Annotated in this window: 14 protein-coding genes and 1 pseudogene; 4 read left to right on the plus strand and 11 right to left on the minus strand. The window is 67.2% G+C overall.

The window, feature by feature from the left end; all coding sequences use genetic code 11:
- Positions 1–79 precede the first annotated feature (79 nt).
- On the plus strand, positions 80–1,222 hold the full coding sequence (locus tag WS92_RS07260; RefSeq protein ID WP_009915317.1) for a DUF2827 domain-containing protein: 1,143 nt from the start codon (positions 80–82) through the stop codon (positions 1,220–1,222).
- 24 nt (positions 1,223–1,246) lie between these two features.
- Here WS92_RS07260 and WS92_RS07265 read toward each other — a convergent pair whose 3' ends face one another.
- The 11 genes from WS92_RS07265 to WS92_RS36440 all read right to left on the minus strand — a co-directional run bounded on the left by WS92_RS07265 (position 1,247) and on the right by WS92_RS36440 (position 15,654).
- Positions 1,247–1,714 carry a DUF4019 domain-containing protein gene (locus WS92_RS07265; protein WP_015602772.1) on the minus strand — a complete coding sequence of 156 codons (468 nt, stop codon included), beginning with the start codon at positions 1,712–1,714 and terminating at the stop codon, positions 1,247–1,249.
- A 47-nt stretch (positions 1,715–1,761) separates the two neighbouring features.
- Positions 1,762–2,910, minus strand: a complete 1,149-nt coding sequence (locus WS92_RS07270) for a DUF2827 domain-containing protein (protein ID WP_006028818.1) — start codon at positions 2,908–2,910, stop codon at positions 1,762–1,764.
- Positions 2,911–2,931: 21 nt separating this feature from the next.
- Positions 2,932–4,086, minus strand: coding sequence for a DUF2827 domain-containing protein (locus tag WS92_RS07275; protein WP_059931791.1), 1,155 nt, complete (start codon positions 4,084–4,086; stop codon positions 2,932–2,934).
- Positions 4,083–4,544 carry a YadA C-terminal domain-containing protein gene (locus WS92_RS07280; protein ID WP_059931793.1) on the minus strand — a complete coding sequence of 154 codons (462 nt, stop codon included), beginning with the start codon at positions 4,542–4,544 and terminating at the stop codon, positions 4,083–4,085. Before WS92_RS07280 ends, WS92_RS07275 begins: the two co-directional genes overlap by 4 nt.
- Before the next feature lie 15 nt (positions 4,545–4,559).
- Positions 4,560–6,356: a tetratricopeptide repeat protein gene (locus WS92_RS07285; protein ID WP_059931795.1), complete on the minus strand. Its 1,797-nt coding sequence runs from the start codon at positions 6,354–6,356 to the stop codon at positions 4,560–4,562.
- Positions 6,357–6,613: 257 nt separating this feature from the next.
- The gene (locus tag WS92_RS07290) at positions 6,614–6,934 is read right to left on the minus strand and encodes a hypothetical protein (protein WP_059931797.1); all 321 of its coding nucleotides are present in this window, start codon (positions 6,932–6,934) and stop codon (positions 6,614–6,616) included.
- 85 nt (positions 6,935–7,019) lie between these two features.
- Positions 7,020–12,083, minus strand: a complete 5,064-nt coding sequence (locus WS92_RS31455) for an ESPR-type extended signal peptide-containing protein (RefSeq protein WP_082761065.1) — start codon at positions 12,081–12,083, stop codon at positions 7,020–7,022.
- A 1,001-nt stretch (positions 12,084–13,084) separates the two neighbouring features.
- Positions 13,085–13,987, minus strand: a complete 903-nt coding sequence (locus tag WS92_RS07325) for an aminomethyltransferase (protein WP_041861937.1) — start codon at positions 13,985–13,987, stop codon at positions 13,085–13,087.
- Positions 13,988–14,116: 129 nt separating this feature from the next.
- On the minus strand, positions 14,117–14,332 hold the full coding sequence (locus tag WS92_RS07330) for a hypothetical protein (RefSeq protein WP_004198708.1): 216 nt from the start codon (positions 14,330–14,332) through the stop codon (positions 14,117–14,119).
- Positions 14,333–14,524: 192 nt separating this feature from the next.
- Positions 14,525–15,187, minus strand: coding sequence for an NADPH-dependent FMN reductase (locus tag WS92_RS07335; protein ID WP_006028811.1), 663 nt, complete (start codon positions 15,185–15,187; stop codon positions 14,525–14,527).
- A gap of 80 nt (positions 15,188–15,267) precedes the next feature.
- Positions 15,268–15,654 (minus strand): hypothetical protein, encoded by a 387-nt coding sequence (locus WS92_RS36440; RefSeq protein ID WP_230479336.1) that lies wholly within the window; start codon positions 15,652–15,654, stop codon positions 15,268–15,270.
- Between the two features lie 106 nt (positions 15,655–15,760).
- Here WS92_RS36440 and WS92_RS07345 point away from each other — a divergent pair.
- From WS92_RS07345 to WS92_RS07355, 3 genes and pseudogenes are all read left to right on the plus strand, one after another.
- Positions 15,761–17,221, plus strand: a pseudogene (locus WS92_RS07345) (glycine betaine/L-proline ABC transporter ATP-binding protein); the annotation flags it as partial.
- Positions 17,214–18,116 (plus strand): choline ABC transporter permease subunit, encoded by a 903-nt coding sequence (choW, locus tag WS92_RS07350; RefSeq protein ID WP_006028807.1) that lies wholly within the window; start codon positions 17,214–17,216, stop codon positions 18,114–18,116. The pseudogene WS92_RS07345 and the gene choW, both read left to right, overlap by 8 nt.
- Positions 18,117–18,230: 114 nt before the next feature.
- Positions 18,231–19,229 carry a GlxA family transcriptional regulator gene (locus WS92_RS07355; protein WP_015603856.1) on the plus strand — a complete coding sequence of 333 codons (999 nt, stop codon included), beginning with the start codon at positions 18,231–18,233 and terminating at the stop codon, positions 19,227–19,229.
- Positions 19,230–19,273: the final 44 nt, after the last annotated feature.

Raw genomic sequence — 19,273 nt, forward strand, 5'->3', positions numbered from 1 at the left:
CCGCTAGACTCGAATCCTGGTGCGGGCGGCGGCGCCGCGCGTGCGCTACACTGCGTAATTCCCTTCCCTCCGGCATGCAATGACATCCCCTGTCGATTTGAACGGCCTGCGCATCGGTATCACGATCGGTCTGCGCGAGCCGAACGAGAGCCTTTGGATCAACGGCATCAAGCAGAACGCGCTGTTTCTCGCGAAGCTGCTGATGAAATCGTCGCGTGGCTATCGGGTGACGATCGTCAACACGACCGGCGTGCCGATCACCGACGCGCTGCCGTGGGACCGCCGGATCTTCGACACCCGCTCGTTCACCGACATGAAGGATTCGCTCGACGTGCTGATCGAGCTCGGCGGCCAGATCGACGGCGAGCAGACCGCTTACCTGAAGGCGCGCGGCGTGAAGCTCGTCAGCTACTGCTGCGGCTTCGAGTACATCCACGCGACGCAGTCGATCCTGTTCGGCCGCCGGATGTGGGAAACGCTCTTCATCAACCGCGGCTACGACGAGATCTGGGCAATTCCGCAGATCGCGCCGTCGTCGCTGCCGTTCCTGCAATCGCTGCGGCGCGCCCCAGGGCGCGTCGTGCCGTTCGTCTGGGACCCGATGTTCCTCGCCGAGCGCACGCGCCTCATGCACGAGCGCGGCGAGTACCGGCCGAGCGGCAAGCGCGCGAAGCGGCTCACGGTGATGGAGCCGAACCACGACGTCGTCAAGTTCTGCGTGTATCCGATGCTGATCATCGACGAAGCGTATCGGCGCGACCCGGACGCGATCGCGTTCACGCACGTGACGAACGCCGATCGGCTCGCGCGCGACAGCCCGGAATTCGTGATGCTGATGAATTATCTGGAGGTCGTCCGCGCGAGCAAGGCGAGCTTCGTCGGCCGCTTCGATACGCCGACCTTCCTCGCCGAGCATACGGACGTCGTCGTGTCGCACCAGTGGGAGAACCCGCTCAACTACTTCTATTTCGACGTCTGCTGGCAGGGCTATCCGCTCGTCCACAACGCGCATCTCGTGCCGGACATCGGCTACTACTACCCGGACAACGACGTGCAGACGGGCACGGAAGCGCTGATGCGCGTGCTGCGCGAGCACGACGACGACTGGGAAGGCTACGCGGCGCGGCAGCGCAGCCTGCTGCGCCGCTATACGTCGAAGAATCCGACGCTCGTCGCCGAATACGACACGCTGCTCGCGAATCTCGTCAACAACGGGCGCTGACGCGCCTCGCGCCGCCTATTCCACCTATTGCCCCGCGAGGGCCGGCGCCACGCCTTGCTGCTGCCGCGGCGCATACGAGACGAGGCGCCACTGGCCGTCGCTTTCCCGCCGCAAGCTCAGCTTCTCGAACACGACCTTGCCGCCTTGCAGCGTCGTCGTGAAATCGACGTTCGCGTACAGCCCGTCCGGCACGTCCTTCGTGTTCGCGAACTGAATCAGCATGATGTCCGACCAGCCTCGCCGCGCGACCGCGCCGAGCGGCGCGCGCAGCCGGCGCGTGTCGTCGGCGAAGCGCTGCGCGGTGGACTTGCTCCTGACGAAAGCGGCGCAATCTTTCCACACGTCGTCGAAGCGGCCTTCGTCGATCTGCTTCAGCACGTTCTCGGCGCTTTGCAGCACCCCATCGGGGGACGGGCTCGTTTGCGCGTGAGCGAGCGCGCCCGCGGCCAGCAGCGCGCCTGCGGCCGCGCATCGAGCGACGATTTTCTTCAAGGTGACCTCCTGGTTGAAACCGGGCAATGCGGCGGGTGCGGCCGGGCTTACCGGTACAGCGCGGCGATCGCCTCCGTATAGGCGGCGACGTTCTCCGGGCGGTAGATGCTGACCGAATCCAGAACCTGCCGCGACTGCTCGCGATACGCGTCGAGGTTCGCGTCGTGCTCGCGGAACGCCTTCAGCAACTGGCGGCCGCCTTCCTGGCAGTCGAAATCCGGATAGAAATAGCCGGCGCGGCCGAGGTACGGCGAGTTGTGAACGAGCGGATAGCCGCCGTACAGCAGCTCGTAGTACAGGTAGTTCTGCGCGTTTTCCCACGTGTGCGACACGACCGCGTCGCCATAGGCCGCCATGAACTCGTAGACCGCGAAGCGTCCCTCGAACGTCGTGAGCCCGTGGTCGACGATGTCGAGGCTACGCGCGAAGTGGACGAACGTCGTGTGCTCCTTCATGTGCAGCGTGTTGCACACGCGCACGAATTCGACGAAGCTCGGCTGCGCCCGATACGCTTCTTCGGCGACGAGCATCGGCACGATGCTCGTCTTCACCATGCAGATGTTCGGCTCGAACATCGCCACGCGCCAGCGCGGCTTGCCCGGCTTGTAGCCGAATTCGAGGCCCGGGCCGAGCGTCGCGCGCGCCTTGTCGAACAGGAGCGGATGCCAGATGTGCGGGACGATCGTCACCGGGCTGCGCAGCCCCGATTCGAGATAGTGCCCGCACGAGTGCTCGAACTCGGGAATCGTCCACACGCCATCGTAGCGCGCGCCGGAGAACAGGAAGCCGGACGGCTTGTCGAAGATCGCGCGCTCGATGTCGATCACGTAGTCGTTGCCGACGCGCATCGTCACGACCTTGCCGCCGCGCCGCCGATACTCGGCGATCCAGCCGGCGTTGAACTGCGCGCTCATTTCGATCAGCACGTCGCAGCGCGTCATCGCCTCGTCCATCGAGATGAGCGGCACGTTCCATTCGCCGAGCATCAGTTGCGGATCGGCGTCGCTCGTGCCGCCGTTGACCATCACCGCTTCGGCGACGAGCGGCGACTGGCGCAGCAGCAGCACGAGCAGCAGGCAGTTCTGGAAGATGCCGTTCTCCCACAGCGACTGGCCGGCGCCGCGCACGAACAGCGACACGCCGACGACGACGCGCTTGCCGCCGTTCGGCACGTCATGGGCGGTGGTTTCGGACATGCGTTTTTCTCCGGGAAAGGCTCAGGCGAACAGACGCGCGACATACGCGTCGAGGTTGCTGCGATTGTCGATCGACACGCTGTGCAGCAGCGCGTCGGCGTGGCGGCGATAGTCGTCGAGATGCGCGTCGTGATGACGCCACGCGTGCAGCAGCGCGCGGCCGCCCGCGGCGGAATCGAATTCCGGGTAGTAGTAGCCGGCGCCGCCGAGCAGCGGCGAGTTGTGCACGAGCGGGTAGCCGCCGTACAGCACGTCGTAGTACAGATAGTTCTGCGGGTTTTCCCACTGGTGCGAGATCACCGCGTCGCCGTGCTGCGCGAGGAACGACGGCAGATCGATGCGCGGCTCGAAGGTCGCCTTGTGCTCGCGCACGAGATCGAGACTGTTCGCGAAGTGGACGAAGGTCGCGTGCTCCTTCATGTGCAGCGAGTTCACGACGAACAGGTGCTCGACCGCGTCGGGCTGCGCGCGGTGGAATTCGTCGGCGGCGAGCATCGGGTAGTGGCTCGTCTTCACGACCGAGATGTTCGGCTCGAGGATCGACAGCCGCCATTTCGCGCGGCCCGGCGCATAGCCGAAGCGCAGGCCCTCGGCTTCGAGCTGGCGCGCGCGGCGCCCGATGAAGTACGGCGACCAGATGTGCGGCACGACGTGCACCGGCGCGCGCGTGAGCGTGCGCAGCAGCGGCGCGTCGATCTTCTCCGATTTCGGCAGGATCCACACTTCGTCGAACGGCCCGCCGTTGAAGATGTGGCCCGACGGCCGGTTGAACATCGGCGTCTCGCAAAGCCCGCTGTACGTGTGGCCGACGAAGCAGACGACGAGCTTCTTGCCGAGCGCCTTCATGTACTTGAGCCAGTCGACGGGCAGTTGCGCGCCCATCTCGATCACGACGTCGAGCGCGTGCGACACGTCACGCGGCTGCACGAGCGGCACGTCGAGGCCGCCGAGATCGAGGCCGGCGGGCAACGCCTTCGCGTCGCCGCCGTTCAGGAAGTAGACCGGGCCGATCCGGTCCGACTGCTTGAGCATCATCGCGAGGAACGCAATGTTCTGATGAATGCCGTTTTCCCAGATTGCCTGGCCGTCGCGGGCGAAGAGCGAGATGCCGACGGCGAGGCGCTTGCCGGGCGCGTCGCGCGGCCCGGCTGACGAAGAGTGGATGGAATCGATCACCAGCTATATCCGTATCCTGCATCGAAGGTCTTGTTCTGCCCCGACACGCCGATGCCCAGTTTGAGAATGCCGCAGTTCGTCACGTGCGCGCTCGCGCCGCGCGCGATCCCCGACTGACCCGCGAAGCGGGCGGCGGCGACGTTGATCGTCTTGCCCGGCTCGACCTGCGGCAGCATCGTCGGCGCGGCGGCGGCCGCGATGCCCTGACGCGCCATCGAATCGGTCTGCCGCGGCGCTTGCAGAATTTCGCTCGGCTGCGCGCGCGGAACGTCGATCCGGGGCGGCCGGCCCGGCAGCGATTGTGACATAGAAGCCGGCCGCGCATTCGACTCGTTCGCGTCGAGCGCGCCGTCGGTTTCGCTGCGGGCCGCGACGCCCGTCGAGCGCGGCGCGATGCGCGCGCCCGCCATCGACAAGTCTGCGGCCAGCGGCCCGATCGCACGATTGAACGTCGACATGCTGCGCAGCCGCCGTTATCCGCGCGCGGCCGCGAGCGCGGCCAGCTCGCCGCGCACGCTGTCGAGCACCGGCGTCCAGTCGCGATACCGGGCCTGCCGGCGGAGCCGGATCGAGTCGTACCACAGGCTGTCTTCGCGATCGATCATCCAGACCCAGTGCGGATTGACGTCGAGCAGCAGCCGCGTCGGCCGGCCGAGCGCGCCCGCGAGGTGCGCGACCGACGTGCAGACGGTGACGACGAGGTCGAGGCTCGACAGATACGCGGCCGTGTCGTCGAAGCTTTGCAGCTCGGCCGTGTGGTCGATCACGTCGAGGCCCGCCGCGCGCATCGTCGCGACGTCGCTTGCGCCGTCGATCTGCAGGCTGTGGAACGCGACGCCCGCCACGTCACGCCATGCGCGGGCGCAGGCCGCCGGGTCGATCGCGCGCAGCGGGTTGCGCTGGTGCGTGCGGCTGCCGCTCCAGACGAGACCGACGCGCAGCCGGCCGTTGGCGGGCTGCCGCGCCGCCCATTGCGCGGCGCGCGCCGGGTCCGCGCGCAGATAGCCGCCCGCGGACGGGATCGTGTCCGGCCGCACGCCGAGCATCAGCGGCGCGCTGCCGACGGGCAGGTGATGGTCGAACGCGGGCAGTTGCGGCGCGTCGTGCCGCACGATCCGCATCGGCGTGCCGGCGAAGCTGCGCGCGAAGAGCGGCTCGAGGCCCGCGAAGCACGCGAAGACGACTTGCGCGCCGGCGCGCGTCGCCTGGTCGGCGACGATCGGCGCGAAGCGCGCGAACTGCAGCGCGTCGCCGAAGCCCTGTTCGCCCCACAGCATCAATGTCTTGCCGGCGAGCGGCTCGCCGCGCCACTGCCGCTGCGGCGATGGGCGCGGGCGATCGCCCAGCTCGCGCGAGCCGTTCCACCGCGCCTCGTGGTTCGCCCAACCGTTCTCGTAGTCGCCGTGCAGCAATTGCAGCATCGCGAGCGACCATTGCATGACCGGATCGTCCGGCGCGCTGCGATGCGCGTGCGCCGCAGCGGCGAGCGCGTCCGGCCAGCGCTGCAGCTCTTTCAGCGCGTTCGCGCGCGCGAGTTGCGCGATCGCGTAGCTCTGCCCGAGCGCGCATGCGCGCTCGGCCGCGATCAGCGCGCGCGCCGGCTCGCGCAGCGCGAGCCAGGCATTCGAGCCGTTGCACCACGCCATCTGGCTGTCCGGCTCCGCGCGGATCGCCGCTTCGGCTTGCGTGAGCGCCTCCCGATGCATCCCCGTCTGATAGCGAAGGGCGGCGAGATTGTTGCGCAACATCGGGTACGCGGGATCGAGCGCGCCCGCGCGCCGGTACGCGTCGGCCGCCGCCGCGTATTCGCCCGCGTAGTGGTGCGTGAGGCCGAGCAGGAACCACGACTGCGCGTCGTTCGGCGCGCGCTCGCACAGCGCTTGCGCAACCGGACGGGCGAGCGCGTGGCGATGGGTCTGGTGCAGCAGCTCGATCCATTCGGCGAGCCAGCCCGTCGCGGCCGGATCGGCGCGATGCGCGGCGTCGAATGCGGCATGCGCGCGCTCGGTCTGCCCGGCGAGCCGATCGAGACGCGCGCGCTCGACCCATGCGCTCGCGCACGGCGGCGTCGCGGCGAGCGCCGGCCCGAGCGCGGCGGCCGCTTCGTCGAGGCGGCCGAGCAGGCGCAGCCAGTGCGCGCGACAGGCGAGCGCGCCGGCGGACGCGGGCTCGGCCGCGCACCATGCGTCGATCGCATCGGCGGCGGCGATCAGTTCGCCTCGCTTCAGTTGCGTCTGGATGTCGGCGAAACGATCGGGATTGGCTGGCATGTCGTGCGTTCGGAAGATCGGTGAGGAGCCGCCGGCCGTCGACTCGGGAGACGGTCGCGGCCGGGCGTTTCGAGATTCGAACGATATCGCAGTTTTGTGCCGGATCGAAGCGCAAGCGGAGTCGGATCGAAGCGGCCGGGGCAAAGTCGGTAGGAAGCTGGGGGAGCCGGATCGACAGTGGACCGAGGGCGAACCGAGGCGGGGCCGGGCGACTCGCGCTCGGACGCGCGCCGGCATGCGGCGCGGGACCTGGCGGCTTACTGATCCGACTGCGCGGCGTTCTGCGCCGCCGCGCAGTCGAACGTGAGGCTCGACGGCTCGCTGCGCCCGCCGTCGCCGCGATAGTCGGCGGCGCGCTCGAGCGTCTCGACGGCGCGATCGCCGCACACGCGCGCGGCAATCTTCGTGCACGTGTCGTACTTCCCGAAAACGCCGCCGCAGGCGACGCGATAGGCGTTCGGATGGCCGGGCAGGCTCGTTTGCGTCACCGTGTACGTCGGCCCGCTCGACGCGCTGCATCCGGCGAGCGCGGCGAGCGCGGCGAGCGTCGTCAATCCCATTCCTGCGATGTGCTTCATCGTGTTTCTCCAAGCTGGTGTGGAAACGACGGACGCGAATCGGGCGCGTCCGTCGTTTCGGGCGGCCCGCGCCGGCCCGTCGTCGTTACTTCCACTGATAGAGCATGCCCGCGCCGATCACCTTCTGGTTGCCGGCGAAGCCGCCGTTCAGCGACGCCTTCAGGTTCTCGGTGATGCGCGCCTGCATGCCGACCGCAATCGCCTTCTGGCCGAGGAACGACGAGGTGCCGACGCCCATCGCGAAGTTCGAGTCGCGATCCATGTGCGGAATCGACGCCATCGCCGCGACCGCCGCGATCCCCTGGCGGGCCATCGTGTCGGTCTGCTGCAGTTGCTGCTGCGTCTGGTTCAGTTGCGAGCCGAGATTGTTGATCTGCGTCTGCTGGTTCGACAGCGATTGCGACATCGACGTCGACACGGCATTGAGCTGATTGACGTTGACCGCGTCGGTGCCTTCGGTGCCCGCCGCGACGTTCGTGATCTGGCGCTGCTGCGTGTCGCTGCCGACCGACACGACGTTCGAGCGGCCGCCGTCGTTCGAGCCCGCGCCGATCGCGACCGAGTTCGAGCCGGCCGTGACGGACGGCGTGACCGCCTTCGGCGAGCTCATGTCGGCGGCGACGCCGGTGCTCGCGGGCAGCGATTGGATCACGTTGTTCGTGATCGACGTCGACAGCGACGTGAGCTGCGTGTTGATGTTGGTCACGCTCGTCGACAGCGACGCGACGTTGCTGTTGGTGGTCGACAGGCCGGTGGACAGCGAGCCGATGCCGGTCGAGGTCGACGTGGACAGCGACGCGAGGTTGCTGTTGGTGGTCGACAGGCCGGTGGACAGCGAGCCGACGGCGGTCGAGGTGGACGTGGACAGCGATGCGAGGTTGCTGTTGGTGGTCGACAGGCCGGTGGACAGCGAGCCGACAGCGGTCGAGGTGGACGTGGACAGCGATGCGAGATTGCTGTTCGTCGCGTTCAGGCCGGTCGACAGCGACGCGACGTTGCTGTTGGTCGCGTAGAGCTGGCTGCCGTTGACGGCGTCGGTGCTGGTGGCGGAGATGCGGCCGGCGGCGACGTTCGTGACCTGGCGTTCCGCGCCCGGCGCGCCGACGCTGAACACGCCGATGGGCGCGCTGCCCGCGAAGCCGCCGAACGTGAGGCCGCCGACGGTTGCCGACGTGACGGGAACGGCTGCCGACGTCGTCGCGCCGCTGCCGATCGCGACCGAGTAGTCGACGTTCGCGACCGCGTTCGGGCCGATCGCGACGCTGTTCGCGCCGGTTGCGACGCTGTCCGGATCGGTCGAGTTCGCGTGGAAGTACTTGATGCCGTTGGCGTTGATGCTGTCGATGGCGGAGCCGACGCTGGTGTTGGCGGTGGTCGTGCCGTTCGCGTTGTACGTGGTGTACGAGGGCGCGGAGATCGCGCCGGTGGCCGGATCGTACGTTGCGCCGCCGCCGAGCGCCGCGGCGGTGCTGTTGCCGAGGTTCGTCGTGTTCGTCGTGATCGAGCTGATGCTGGTGGACAGCGAGCCGATGCCGGTCGAGGTGGACGTGGACAGCGATGCGAGGTTGCTGTTGGTCGACGACAGGCCAGTCGAGAGCGAGCCGATGCTGGTCGAGGTGGACGTGGACAGCGATGCGACGGTGCTGTTGGTCGTCGAGAGCCCCGTCGAGAGTGAGCCGATGCCGGTCGACGTGGAAGTCGACAGCGAAGCGATCGAGCTATTCGCCGAGCTGAGGCCGGTCGAGGTCGACGTGGACAGCGATGCGACGGTGCTGTTGGTCGTCGAGAGGCCGGTGGACAGCGATCCGATGCCGGTCGACGTGGAAGTCGACAGCGAAGCGATCGAGCTATTCGCCGAGCTGAGGCCGGTCGAGGTCGACGTGGACAGCGACGAGACGGTGCTGTCGGTCGTCGAGAGCCCCGTCGAGAGTGAGCCGATGCCGGTCGACGTGGAAGTCGACAGCGAAGCGATCGAGCTGGTGGCCGAGCTGAGGCCGGTCGAGGTCGACGTGGACAGCGATGCGACGGTGCTGTTGGTCGTCGAGAGCCCCGTCGAGAGCGACGAAATCGAGCTCGAGGCCGAGTCGAGCTTCGACGCAACTGCGTAGAGCTGGCTGCCGTTGATCGCATCGGTGCTGGCGGCGGTGACCTGGCCTGCGGCGACGTTGGTGATCTGGCGTTCCGCACCCTGTGCGCCGACACTCACGACGCCCACGGGCGCGCTGCCCGCGAACGTGCCGAGTGTGGTCGAGCCGACCGTCGCGCTGCTGGTCGGGTTGGCCGCGGCCGTCACCGAGTTCGCGCCGAGCGCAACCGAGTTCGCCGTGGCGGCCGTCGCGCCCATGCCGATCGCGACGGCGTTCGTGCCCGTCGCGACGCTATCCGGGCCCGTCGAGTTCGCGTGGAAGTACTTGATGCCGTTGGCGTTGATGCTGTCGATGGCGGAGCCGACGCTGGTGTTGGCGGTGGTCGTGCCGTTCGCGTTGTACGTGGTGTACGAGGGTGCGGAGATCGCGCCGGTGGCCGGATCGTACGTTGCGCCGCCGCCGAGCGCCGCAGCGGTGCTGTTGCCGAGATTGTTGGTCGTCGTCGCAACGGTCGACAGGCCAGTCGACAGCGAGCCGATGCCGGTCGAGGCGGAGGTCGACAGGGAGGTCAGCGAGCTATTCGTGCTGCTGAGGCCGCTGGACAGCGACGTGACGTTGCTGTTGGTCGTCGAGAGACCAGTCGACAACGAGCCGATGCCCGTCGACGTGGAGGTCGACAGCGAAGCGACCGAGCTGTTCGCCGAGCTCAGACCCGTGGAAGCGGACGTCGAAAGCGAGGCGACCGCGCTGTTGGTGGTCGACAGCCCCGTGGACAGCGAGTTGACGCCGCTCTGCGCAGTGCTGATGCCCGACGAAGCGGAGGTCGACAGGGAGGTCAGCGAGCTATTCGTGCTGCTGAGGCCGCTGGACAGCGACGCGACGTTGCTGTTGGTCGTCGAGAGACCAGTCGACAACGAGCCGATACCCGTCGACGTGGAGGTCGACAGCGAAGCGACCGAGCTGTTCGCCGAGCTCAGACCCGTGGAAGCGGATGTCGAAAGCGAGGCGACCGCGCTGTTGGTGGTCGACAGCCCCGTGGACAGCGAGTTGACGCCGCTCTGCGCAGTGCTGATGCCCGACGAAGCGGAGGTCGACAGGGAGGTCAGCGAGCTATTCGTGCTGCTGAGGCCGCTGGACAGCGACGTGACGTTGCTATTGGTCGTCGAGAGACCAGTCGACAGCGAGCCGATGCCCGTCGACGTGGAGGTCGACAGCGAAGCGACCGAGCTGTTCGCCGAGCTCAGACCCGTGGAAGCGGACGTCGAAAGCGAGGCGACCGCGCTGTTGGTGGTCGACAGCCCCGTGGACAGCGAGTTGACGCCGCTCTGCGCAGTGCTGATGCCCGACGAAGCGGAGGTCGACAGGGAGGTCAGCGAGCTATTCGTGCTGCTGAGGCCGCTGGACAGCGACGCGACGTTGCTGTTGGTCGTCGAGAGACCAGTCGACAACGAGCCGATACCCGTCGACGTGGAGGTCGACAGCGAAGCGACCGAGCTGTTCGCCGAGCTCAGACCCGTGGAAGCGGACGTCGAAAGCGAGGCGACCGCGCTGTTGGTGGTCGACAGCCCCGTGGACAGCGAGTTGACGCCGCTCTGCGCAGTGCTGATGCCCGACGAAGCGGAGGTCGACAGGGAGGTCAGCGAGCTATTCGTGCTGCTGAGGCCGCTGGACAGCGACGTGACGTTGCTATTGGTCGTCGAGAGGCCAGTCGACAACGAGCCGATACCCGTCGACGTGGAGGTCGACAGCGAAGCGACCGAGCTGTTCGCCGAACTCAGACCCGTGGAAGCGGATGTCGAAAGCGAGGCGACCGCGCTGTTGGTGGTCGACAGCCCCGTGGACAGCGAGTTGACGCCGCTCTGCGCAGTGCTGATGCCCGACGAGGCGGAGGTCGACAGGGAGGTCAGCGAGCTATTCGTGCTGCTGAGCCCCGTGGACAGCGAACTGATGCCCGTCGACGCCGACGTCGACAGGCTAGCGATGCTGCTTGCCGTCGTGCTCATGCCGGTGCTGAGCTGCGCGACCGTCACCGCGTCCTGCGGCGCCGAGCCGTCGGCAACGTTCGTGATGCGGCGCAGCGCGGTCGCGCTGCCGACCGACACTTCGGACAGCGGCGCTGCCGTGCCCGTCAGGTAGCCGGTGCCGGTGGGCGCGCTCGCGCCCGTCTTGCTGCCTTGGCCGATCGCGACGCTGTTCGCGTATGCGGCGGTGCTCGATGCGCCGATGGCCGTCGTGTTCGAGGCGGCGGCGCTGGCCTGGTAGCCGATCGCGAGCGCGTTCGTGCTGCTCGCCGCAACCGTTGCGCTGTCGCCGAGCGCGATGCCGTTAGTGCTGCTCGCGCCGACCGTCGCCGCGCGGCCGATCGCGACGCCCGACTGCGCCGCCGCGCTCGATTGGCCGCCGAGCGCGATCGAGTCCTGCGCGCTCGCCTGCGCCCCCTTCGTCGCGTTGCTGCCGATTGCGATCGCGCCCGCGCCGGATGCGATCGTCGAGTTCGCGTACGAAAGCGGCGTCGTGCCGTTGCCGCCCGCGCCGCCAATGGCGACGGAGTTCAGCGCGCTGGCGGTGCTGCCGAAGCCGAGCGCGGTCGCGGCGGTGCCGCTCGCGGTCGTTTCGAGGCCGGCCGCCGTGCCCCACAGCGCAGCCGAGCTGAGAAAGCCCATCGCGGTGCCGCCGGTGTTGGTGACTTGCGCGAACGCGCCGTAGACCGTCGCCGCGAGCTGATTGTTGCCGCTCGAGTTACAGCCGGAGACGGTCGAGTAGGTGCCCGACCCGTCGACGGGGTAGGCGTTCGTATTGCCCGTCGTCGTGCGGCCGACGGTTGCGTTGCCGCTGCCCGACGTGCAGGACTGCACCGTGAACTGGCCGAGCGCGTTGACGCTGCCGGGGATCATGGTATCGGCGCTCGCGAGTGACGGGACGCCGACGAGCAGCGCGGCGGCGACGGCGACAGCGGCGGCCACGACCGATTTGTTCGGCTTGCCGCGAGCCGAGTCGAGTTCCGAAGCGGCGACCCACGCGCCAAGCGCTTCATTCCAGATAGAGCGGTACGAGCGATTCATACGAAAACGGCCTCCGAGGGCAGCGCAACACGGGAGCGTTATTTGTCTGACCTGAGAGTCCGTGCTCGCGCTGATTAATTTGGTATGCGGAGTCTATTTGATTGATGTTTTCAAGACTTCAAAGAATTGCAAAATCAGGCTTTGCAAATGGTTAAAAAAAGTTTGAGGCTGGAGTGTTGTGATTGGTCAATTTTTGTTAATTTAATAGATAATACGAATGAGCCGGGGTGATGCCGATCGGTCCGTGGATGGCCCGTGCGGAAAGGGCGGTGGCGGAGTGGTGGACTACGGGGCGTAGCTTGCGCTTCAGAAAGGAGACTGCAGTCTCATGTAAAACGTTTGCGCCGCCTCCATTCCTTTCTATTCGTAATATTGTTTAATTTAATATTGTAATGTTTTCTTGTGGGGTTTTGTTAATGGATTAATTTATGCAATTCAAGTGGATAAATCATTTTGTTTTGATGAAGGTGTTTGGCGTGGAAATGCGATGGAATTTGTTTCTTCGTCGACCGGGCGGTTCGTGCGCCGCCGCACCAGGCGGGCGTCCGCGGTTCGTTCCATGAGACACGATCATTTGCTCATCTCGAGTGGGAAGTGCTCAGGAAATAGGTCGCATCTTCCAAACGTCTTTCGCTCATTTACATGTCGCCGCTTTATTGTCGGTAATCCTTTCCAGGCAGAAACGCTTTGTCACAATGCTTTCGTATTGCTGTCGTTTCAGGCGGCCGAGCGCGATACGCAACCAATGCGATCGAATCCGCGCGGTGACGCACGGAAGCGAGCGCTGCTCCGTCCGGCGGGGCGCAGCGTGCCCCGTCGTACGGACGCGAAGCAAGGGTATTTTTTACCGGTTTAAATATGGGGTACGCCTCTTTTTAAACGATGTGTCGGGCCGTCGTAACCCAAGGTCCGATCTTCGCCATCGCGGCGTCGAAGGCAGCTTGTCCGTTCGCGAGCAGCAGCCCCACCCGATGCGTGACGATGCGCGCAACCGCGCGCGATTACGGCTTCCTGATGAAGCGCAGCGCGAACCGCGCGAGCCGCGGCACGATCGCCGGCCGCAGCAGCCGCTTGTCGTAGCCGGTCATCCGGCGGTTGTTCTCGGCGAGACACAGCTCGATCAGCTCGCGCGGATTCAGCGCGTCGCCGACGGTTGCCGCCGTATTGGCCGGAAAATTCGCGTCGCGCGCGACGCCGTCGGCGTCGATGCCGCGCGCGATGCCGATCCGCTCCCAGATCAGGAACGCCCATACCGCGGCGACGCGCGCGAACAGCCACGGCCTGCGCCACCATCGCATGTTGCGCCAGTACCATCCGAACCAGTTCGCGAAGAACAGGATGTGGCGGCCTTCCTCCTGGATCACGGGCTCGAACGTCTCGACGAGTTCTTCCGGAAAATAGCCGGAGCGCTGCGCGGAGCGGAACAGGCCGAATGCGAAGAAGCTGTCGATGGATTCGCTGAAACCCGTGACCATCCATGCCCATTCGGCGTCCTTCGGCGCCGGATACGCGGGCTCGCGCGCGAGCCGGATGCCGTACGCCTCGACGAGCTTCGAGAGCACGACCTTGTGCCGCGCTTCCTCGGCGGCGTTCAGGTCGAGCGCGGCGCGCAGCAACGGATCGCGCACTGTCGACGCGAACGTCGCGACGCGAATCGATGCGCGGCCCTCGGTCTGCACGGCGATGTCCCAGATCGGCAGCGACGTCAGGCGCTGAAGTGCTTCGGGGGCGAGGGCGGGCCAATCGATGACGGCCGGCTTGTACGGGTTGTGGGTGTCGAGCAGCATCTTGCAGAACATCTGCTTGTGCGCGTCGGAACCGATTCGCACTGGGCCGCGACTCTCATGGACCCAGTTGCGCATAGCGTGATCCGCCGCTTGTTCTCGTCGCAGCGTGTCAGACATGGCTGATTGGTATCGTGATGTCAGGAGCTGACGATTCTTGCATAGCTCGATGAATCACGTATTTTGGCGGCCGCTGCCGCAGGCGCCGCCTGCGGGCGCCGCGCGTGCCGGCCGGCGCCGGCGACGGGCTCAACAGTGGGAATCGACCCACAGGCGTCCCCAGCGGAACGCGTAGGCAAGTGCGTGCTCTTCGTCGAAGAAGAAATCGATGGCGTCGAACGAGTAGGCGCGCGCGGGCGCGGGGCCGGCTTTTTCGATCGTGAGGTTCGCGGCGAACAGGCCGTTCGGCAAGCGCGCCGCCGCGGGCGCGACCTCGTAGCCCTTGTAGCGGATCGAACGATTCATGGCTTTCGCGAAGGGAGAACGAGGTTGCAGCGTAAGCAATCGACGCGTGCGCGTGAACCAATCTTTATGCTTAAGCAAATCACCCGGCGCGAACGAATGGTCATCAGCGCGGGGCAACGCGCGGGAGGAGCAGGCCGCCCGTCGAAGCGCACGCGCGCCGCCGCACGCAGCGAGCGCGCGATGCGCGTGCGTTCAGTGCGTCGCAGCTTCCAGCACCGTCGCGAGCGCGTTGTCGCTCGCGACACGGGTTGCCGCGCGGTGCGACGCGAACGCGAGCGCGAATTCGGCGGCCTGCGCGCCGACGGTCTCGAGCTGCGCGGCGACCTTCGAATCCGAGCAGCGATCGACCGTTTCGAAGCGCGTTTCGAGCGTGTTGACCGCGGCGCCGAACGGCGTCGGCCAGCCGCGCAGCGCGTGGACGATCGCGCGCAGCGACGTCAGCACGGTGCCCGCCGCCTGCCAGCCGTACGCGGTGACGATGCAGCCGACCGCGCGTCCGTCGAGATACGGGCGCTCGTCGGCGCGCAGTTCCTCGAGCGTGTCGAGCGCGTTCTTCACGAGGCCGGACACGCCGCCGTGGTAGCCGGGCGTGGCGATGACGATCGCGTCGGCCGCGCGCACGGCGTCGATCAGCTCGCGTTGCGCGTCGGTGAGCGCGCGGCGCTCCGGCGCGTAGTGCGGCAGCGTGTGCAGGAACGGGCCGTCGAACAGGCGGGTGCGGGCACCCGCGGCTTGCGCGCCGCGCAGCGCGAAGCCGAGCGCGCGCTCGGTCGACGAAGCCGCGCGGGTCGTGCCGCCGATGCCGACGATGAACGGCCGGCGGTGTTGGTCAAATGCGGTCAAAGTGCGCTCCATGAGGGTGCGGCGCCTGGCTGGGGCAGGCCGAGAGTTGCATGTTAGCGAGCCAATCGGTGCGCGGGAAACGACTTTTCGTTCTATCGATATACCCGGCGGCCGCTTGCGCGGCTTCGCGCGCGACGCAATTGGATAGCAGAAATGCTTGGTTGGGATGCGTCCGGCCGGCCGATATGATCGGCTCCGTCTCCTCCATGAAACTTCTCTGACATGGGTTGGCCCCGCCGGTTGGAATGTCGGCGGGGCTTTTTTTCGTTCGTGCGCGGCGCAGGCGGGCGTCGCGCGATGGCGCGGGCGAGCGACGAGCCATCGCGGGATCGAATCGGCAGCGAAGCGAACGTTCGAATCGATGCGTCTGACATCGCGCCGCCCGTCGACGGCAAGCCCGCGCGCGTCACGTTGCGCTCGTCGAGCAGCGCGTCGAACGCTTTGAGCAGATTGAAGTCGAGCGTTCTGATATCGACCATGCTTATCGGTTGCTGTGGAGAGATTGAATCGAGCCTATATCCCGGCCGCGTCGCCGATTCAAGCGCGCAAAGCGCGCATCTCAGCGAATAAGTCTGCGGAAACCCGGCGCGCGATGCGGCGCCGCGCAAACGCCGCGTGAAGCCTCCCGCGCGTAGCACGGGCGCGCGTCGCCGGGCGGCCCGCCCGTCGCGGCCGCGCGACGCGCGCTGCGGCGCGTCATGCCGCTCTCCGGCGCCTTTCGTCGGTGGTCCGAAACGGTCGTTCGCAGCACTTGTACCGACGTGTCGTATTTGCGCAAGCGTTTGTCGCAATTCGTCGGCTGCACGGGGTTTTTTCTGGCAACCATGTAGGCACGCTGTGACGGCGTATTTCCCCGCTCAACGAGGAGACGTTGCAATGGATGCCCCGAAGGTCGTAGTCGATGGTCTGTGCAAGGTGTTTGGAAGCAATCCGCGGCAAGCGCTGGACATGCTCGCCGCAGGCGCGACGAAGGATGAAGTGTTCGCGCGCACGGGCCAGGTGGTCGGCGTGCACAACGTGTCGTTCGACGTGCGGGAAGGCGAGATTTTCGTGCTGATGGGCCTGTCCGGCTCCGGCAAGTCGACGTTGATCCGGCTCGTCAACCGGCTCGTCGAGCCGAGCGCCGGCAAGGTGCTGATCGACGGGCGCGACGTCGCGGGGGTGCGCCGCGCGGAGCTGACCGCGCTGCGCCGCACCGACATGAGCATGGTGTTCCAGTCGTTCGCGCTGATGCCGCAGCGCACGGTGCTGTCGAACGCCGCGTTCGGCCTCGAAGTGGCCGGCATGGGCCGCAAGGACCGCGAGCGCCGCGCGATGGGCGTGCTCGAGCAGGTGGGCCTCGCGCAGTTCGCGCACAAGCTGCCCGCCGAGCTGTCGGGCGGCATGCAGCAGCGCGTCGGCCTCGCGCGCGCGCTCGCGGTGAACCCGTCGCTGATGATCATGGACGAGGCGTTCTCCGCGCTCGATCCGTTGAAGCGCAAGGAAATGCAGAACGTGCTGCTGCAACTGCAGAAGGAGCAGCGCCGCACGATCATGTTCGTGTCGCACGATCTCGAGGAGGCGCTGCGCATCGGCAGCCGGATCGCGATCATGGCAGGCGGCCGGCTCGTGCAGGTCGGCACGCCGCAGGAGATCATCGCGAACCCCGCCGACGACTACGTGCGCGCGTTCTTCGAAGGCATCGACACGAGCCGCTACCTGACGGCGGGCGACCTGATGCTCACGGGCGCCGTGCCGACCGTGTCGAAGCTCGATGCGACGCATGTCGCCGCGTCGCTGAACGGCAGCGCCGAATACGCGTTCGTGCTCGACGAGGCGCGCAAGATCCGCGGCTTCGTCACGCGCGACGCGCTGAACGGCGCGACGCCGAACGTGCGCCAGGTCGAGAGCATTCCGCGCGACGCATCGCTCGATCACGTCGTCGAGCGATGCGTCGCGCATCCGCACGCGCTGCCCGTCGTCGACGACGACGGCTGTTACTGCGGCTCGGTCGACCGGGCCGTGCTTCTGAAAGCCATTACGCGTTCGCGAGGTTCCCATGTCTGAACTCATCCCCCTCGGTAGCTGGGTCGACCAGTCGGTTCACTATCTGCTCGACCACGATGCGAAGACGTTCGACGCGATCGGCCGCGCGATCGAGGGGCTCGCCGCGCTCGTCGAGCACGGGCTGCAAGCCGTGCCGATGGGGCTGATGATGGCGTGCTTCGTCGGCGTCGGCCTCTGGCGCGTCGGCTGGCGCTTCGCGATCTTCACGGCGGCGTCGCTGTTCCTGATCTTCGCGACGGGCTTCTGGGATCAGACGGTCGTCACGCTCGGCCTCACGCTGTCGTCGACGATCGTGAGCCTCGTGCTCGGCATTCCGCTCGGCATCTGGGCCGCGAAGAGCAAGTGGGTCGCGGCGATCGTGCGGCCGATCCTCGATCTGATGCAGACGATGCCCGCGTTCGTCTACCTGATTCCGGCCGCGATGCTGTTCGGCCTCGGCCGCGTGCCGGGGATTCTGTCGACGGTGATCTTCGCGATGCCGCCCGCCGTGCGCCTGACGAGCCTCGGCATCCGCCACGTGAACCGCGAGATCGTCGAGGCGGGGCAGGCGTTTGGCTGCACGCCGTGGCAACTGCTGTACAAGGTGCAGTTCCCGAATGCGCTGCCGTCGATCATGCAGGGCGTGAACCAGACGATCATGATGGCGCTGTCGATGGTGATCATCGCGTCGATGGTCGGCGCGGGCGGCCTCGGCAACGACGTGCTCGCGAGCATCCAGCGCCTCGACATCGGCTTGGGCTTCGAGAGCGGCCTGTCGGTCGTGCTGCTCGCGATCATCCTCGACCGCATCACCGAGAGCTTCGGCCGCGCGCCGGGCACGGCGAAGGCGCCGCTCTTCTCGGGCTTCCGGCAACTGTTCGGCCCGCGCTCGCGATCGTCGGTCGCGCAGGCCTGACGTTTTCCGCTTTCGTTCGTTTCCCCGGTTTCTTCGTTTCGCCGATCCGGTCGTCTCCGGCGGGCCCGCCCGCCGCCGGAGCGGCTTCGTGCAACCCGTTCGCTGGAGAGCGATGTGACGTCCGCCGCCGCTGCCGCACCCGCCGCCTGCGCCGAGCCGGTTTCCTCGGCCGCGCATTTCGGGTTCCTGACGTTGCCGAACTTCTCGATGATCGCGTTCACGAGCGCGGTCGAGGTGCTGCGCATGGCGAACTACGTCGCGCGCGCGGACCATTACCGCTGGTCGATCCTCTCGCTCGACGGCGCGCCCGTGCATGCGAGCAACGGGATCGCGGTGCGGCCGACGCAGCCGCTCGACGTCGACGATCCGCCCGACGTGGTGATCGTCTGCGGCGGCATCCGGATTCGTGAGGCGATGGACGAGGCGGTGCGCGGCGCGCTCGGCGCGCTCGCCGCGCGCGCGGTGCCGCTCGGCGGCATCTGCACGGGCGCGTACGTGCTGATGGCGTGCGGGCTGCTCGACGGCTACCGGTGCGCGGTGCACTGGGAGAACCTGTCCGCGCTGCACGCGGAGTTTCCGCAGGTGCGCTTCGCCGACGAGCTGTTCGTCGTCGATCGCGACCGGCTTACCTGCACGGGCGGCACCGCACCGCTCGACCTGATGCTGAACCTCGTCGGCGCGCGGCTCGGGCAGCCGCTCGCCGCGCAAGTCTCCGAGCAGTTCATTCTCGAGCGCATCCGCAGCGCGACCGATCCGCAGCCGATTCCGGTCGACGCACGCGTCGGCTTCTCGCGCGCGGAGCTGATCGAGGTCGTGCGGCTGATGGAGGCGAACATCGAGGAGCCGCTGTCGCTCGAAGAGCTCGCGCGGCTCGTGCGGCTCTCGCAGCGGCATCTGCAGCGGATGTTCAGGATCTATCTGAACGTGTCGCCGACGCACTATTACCTGACGCTGCGCCTGAAGCGCGCGCGCGACCTGCTGCGCACGACCGACGCATCGATCGCGCGCGTGACGACGATCTGCGGCTTTCACTCGCCATGCCATTTCAGCAAGGCGTACCGCGCGCAGTTCGGTCATGCGCCGAGCCACGAGCGGCGCGTGTCGGCGCGCTGAGCGCATCGGGGCCGCATCGAAACCGTATCGAAACAAGCGCGTGG

Source organism: Burkholderia sp. MSMB1588 (assembly GCF_001546925.1).
Classification (GTDB): Bacteria; Pseudomonadota; Gammaproteobacteria; order Burkholderiales; family Burkholderiaceae; genus Burkholderia; species Burkholderia humptydooensis.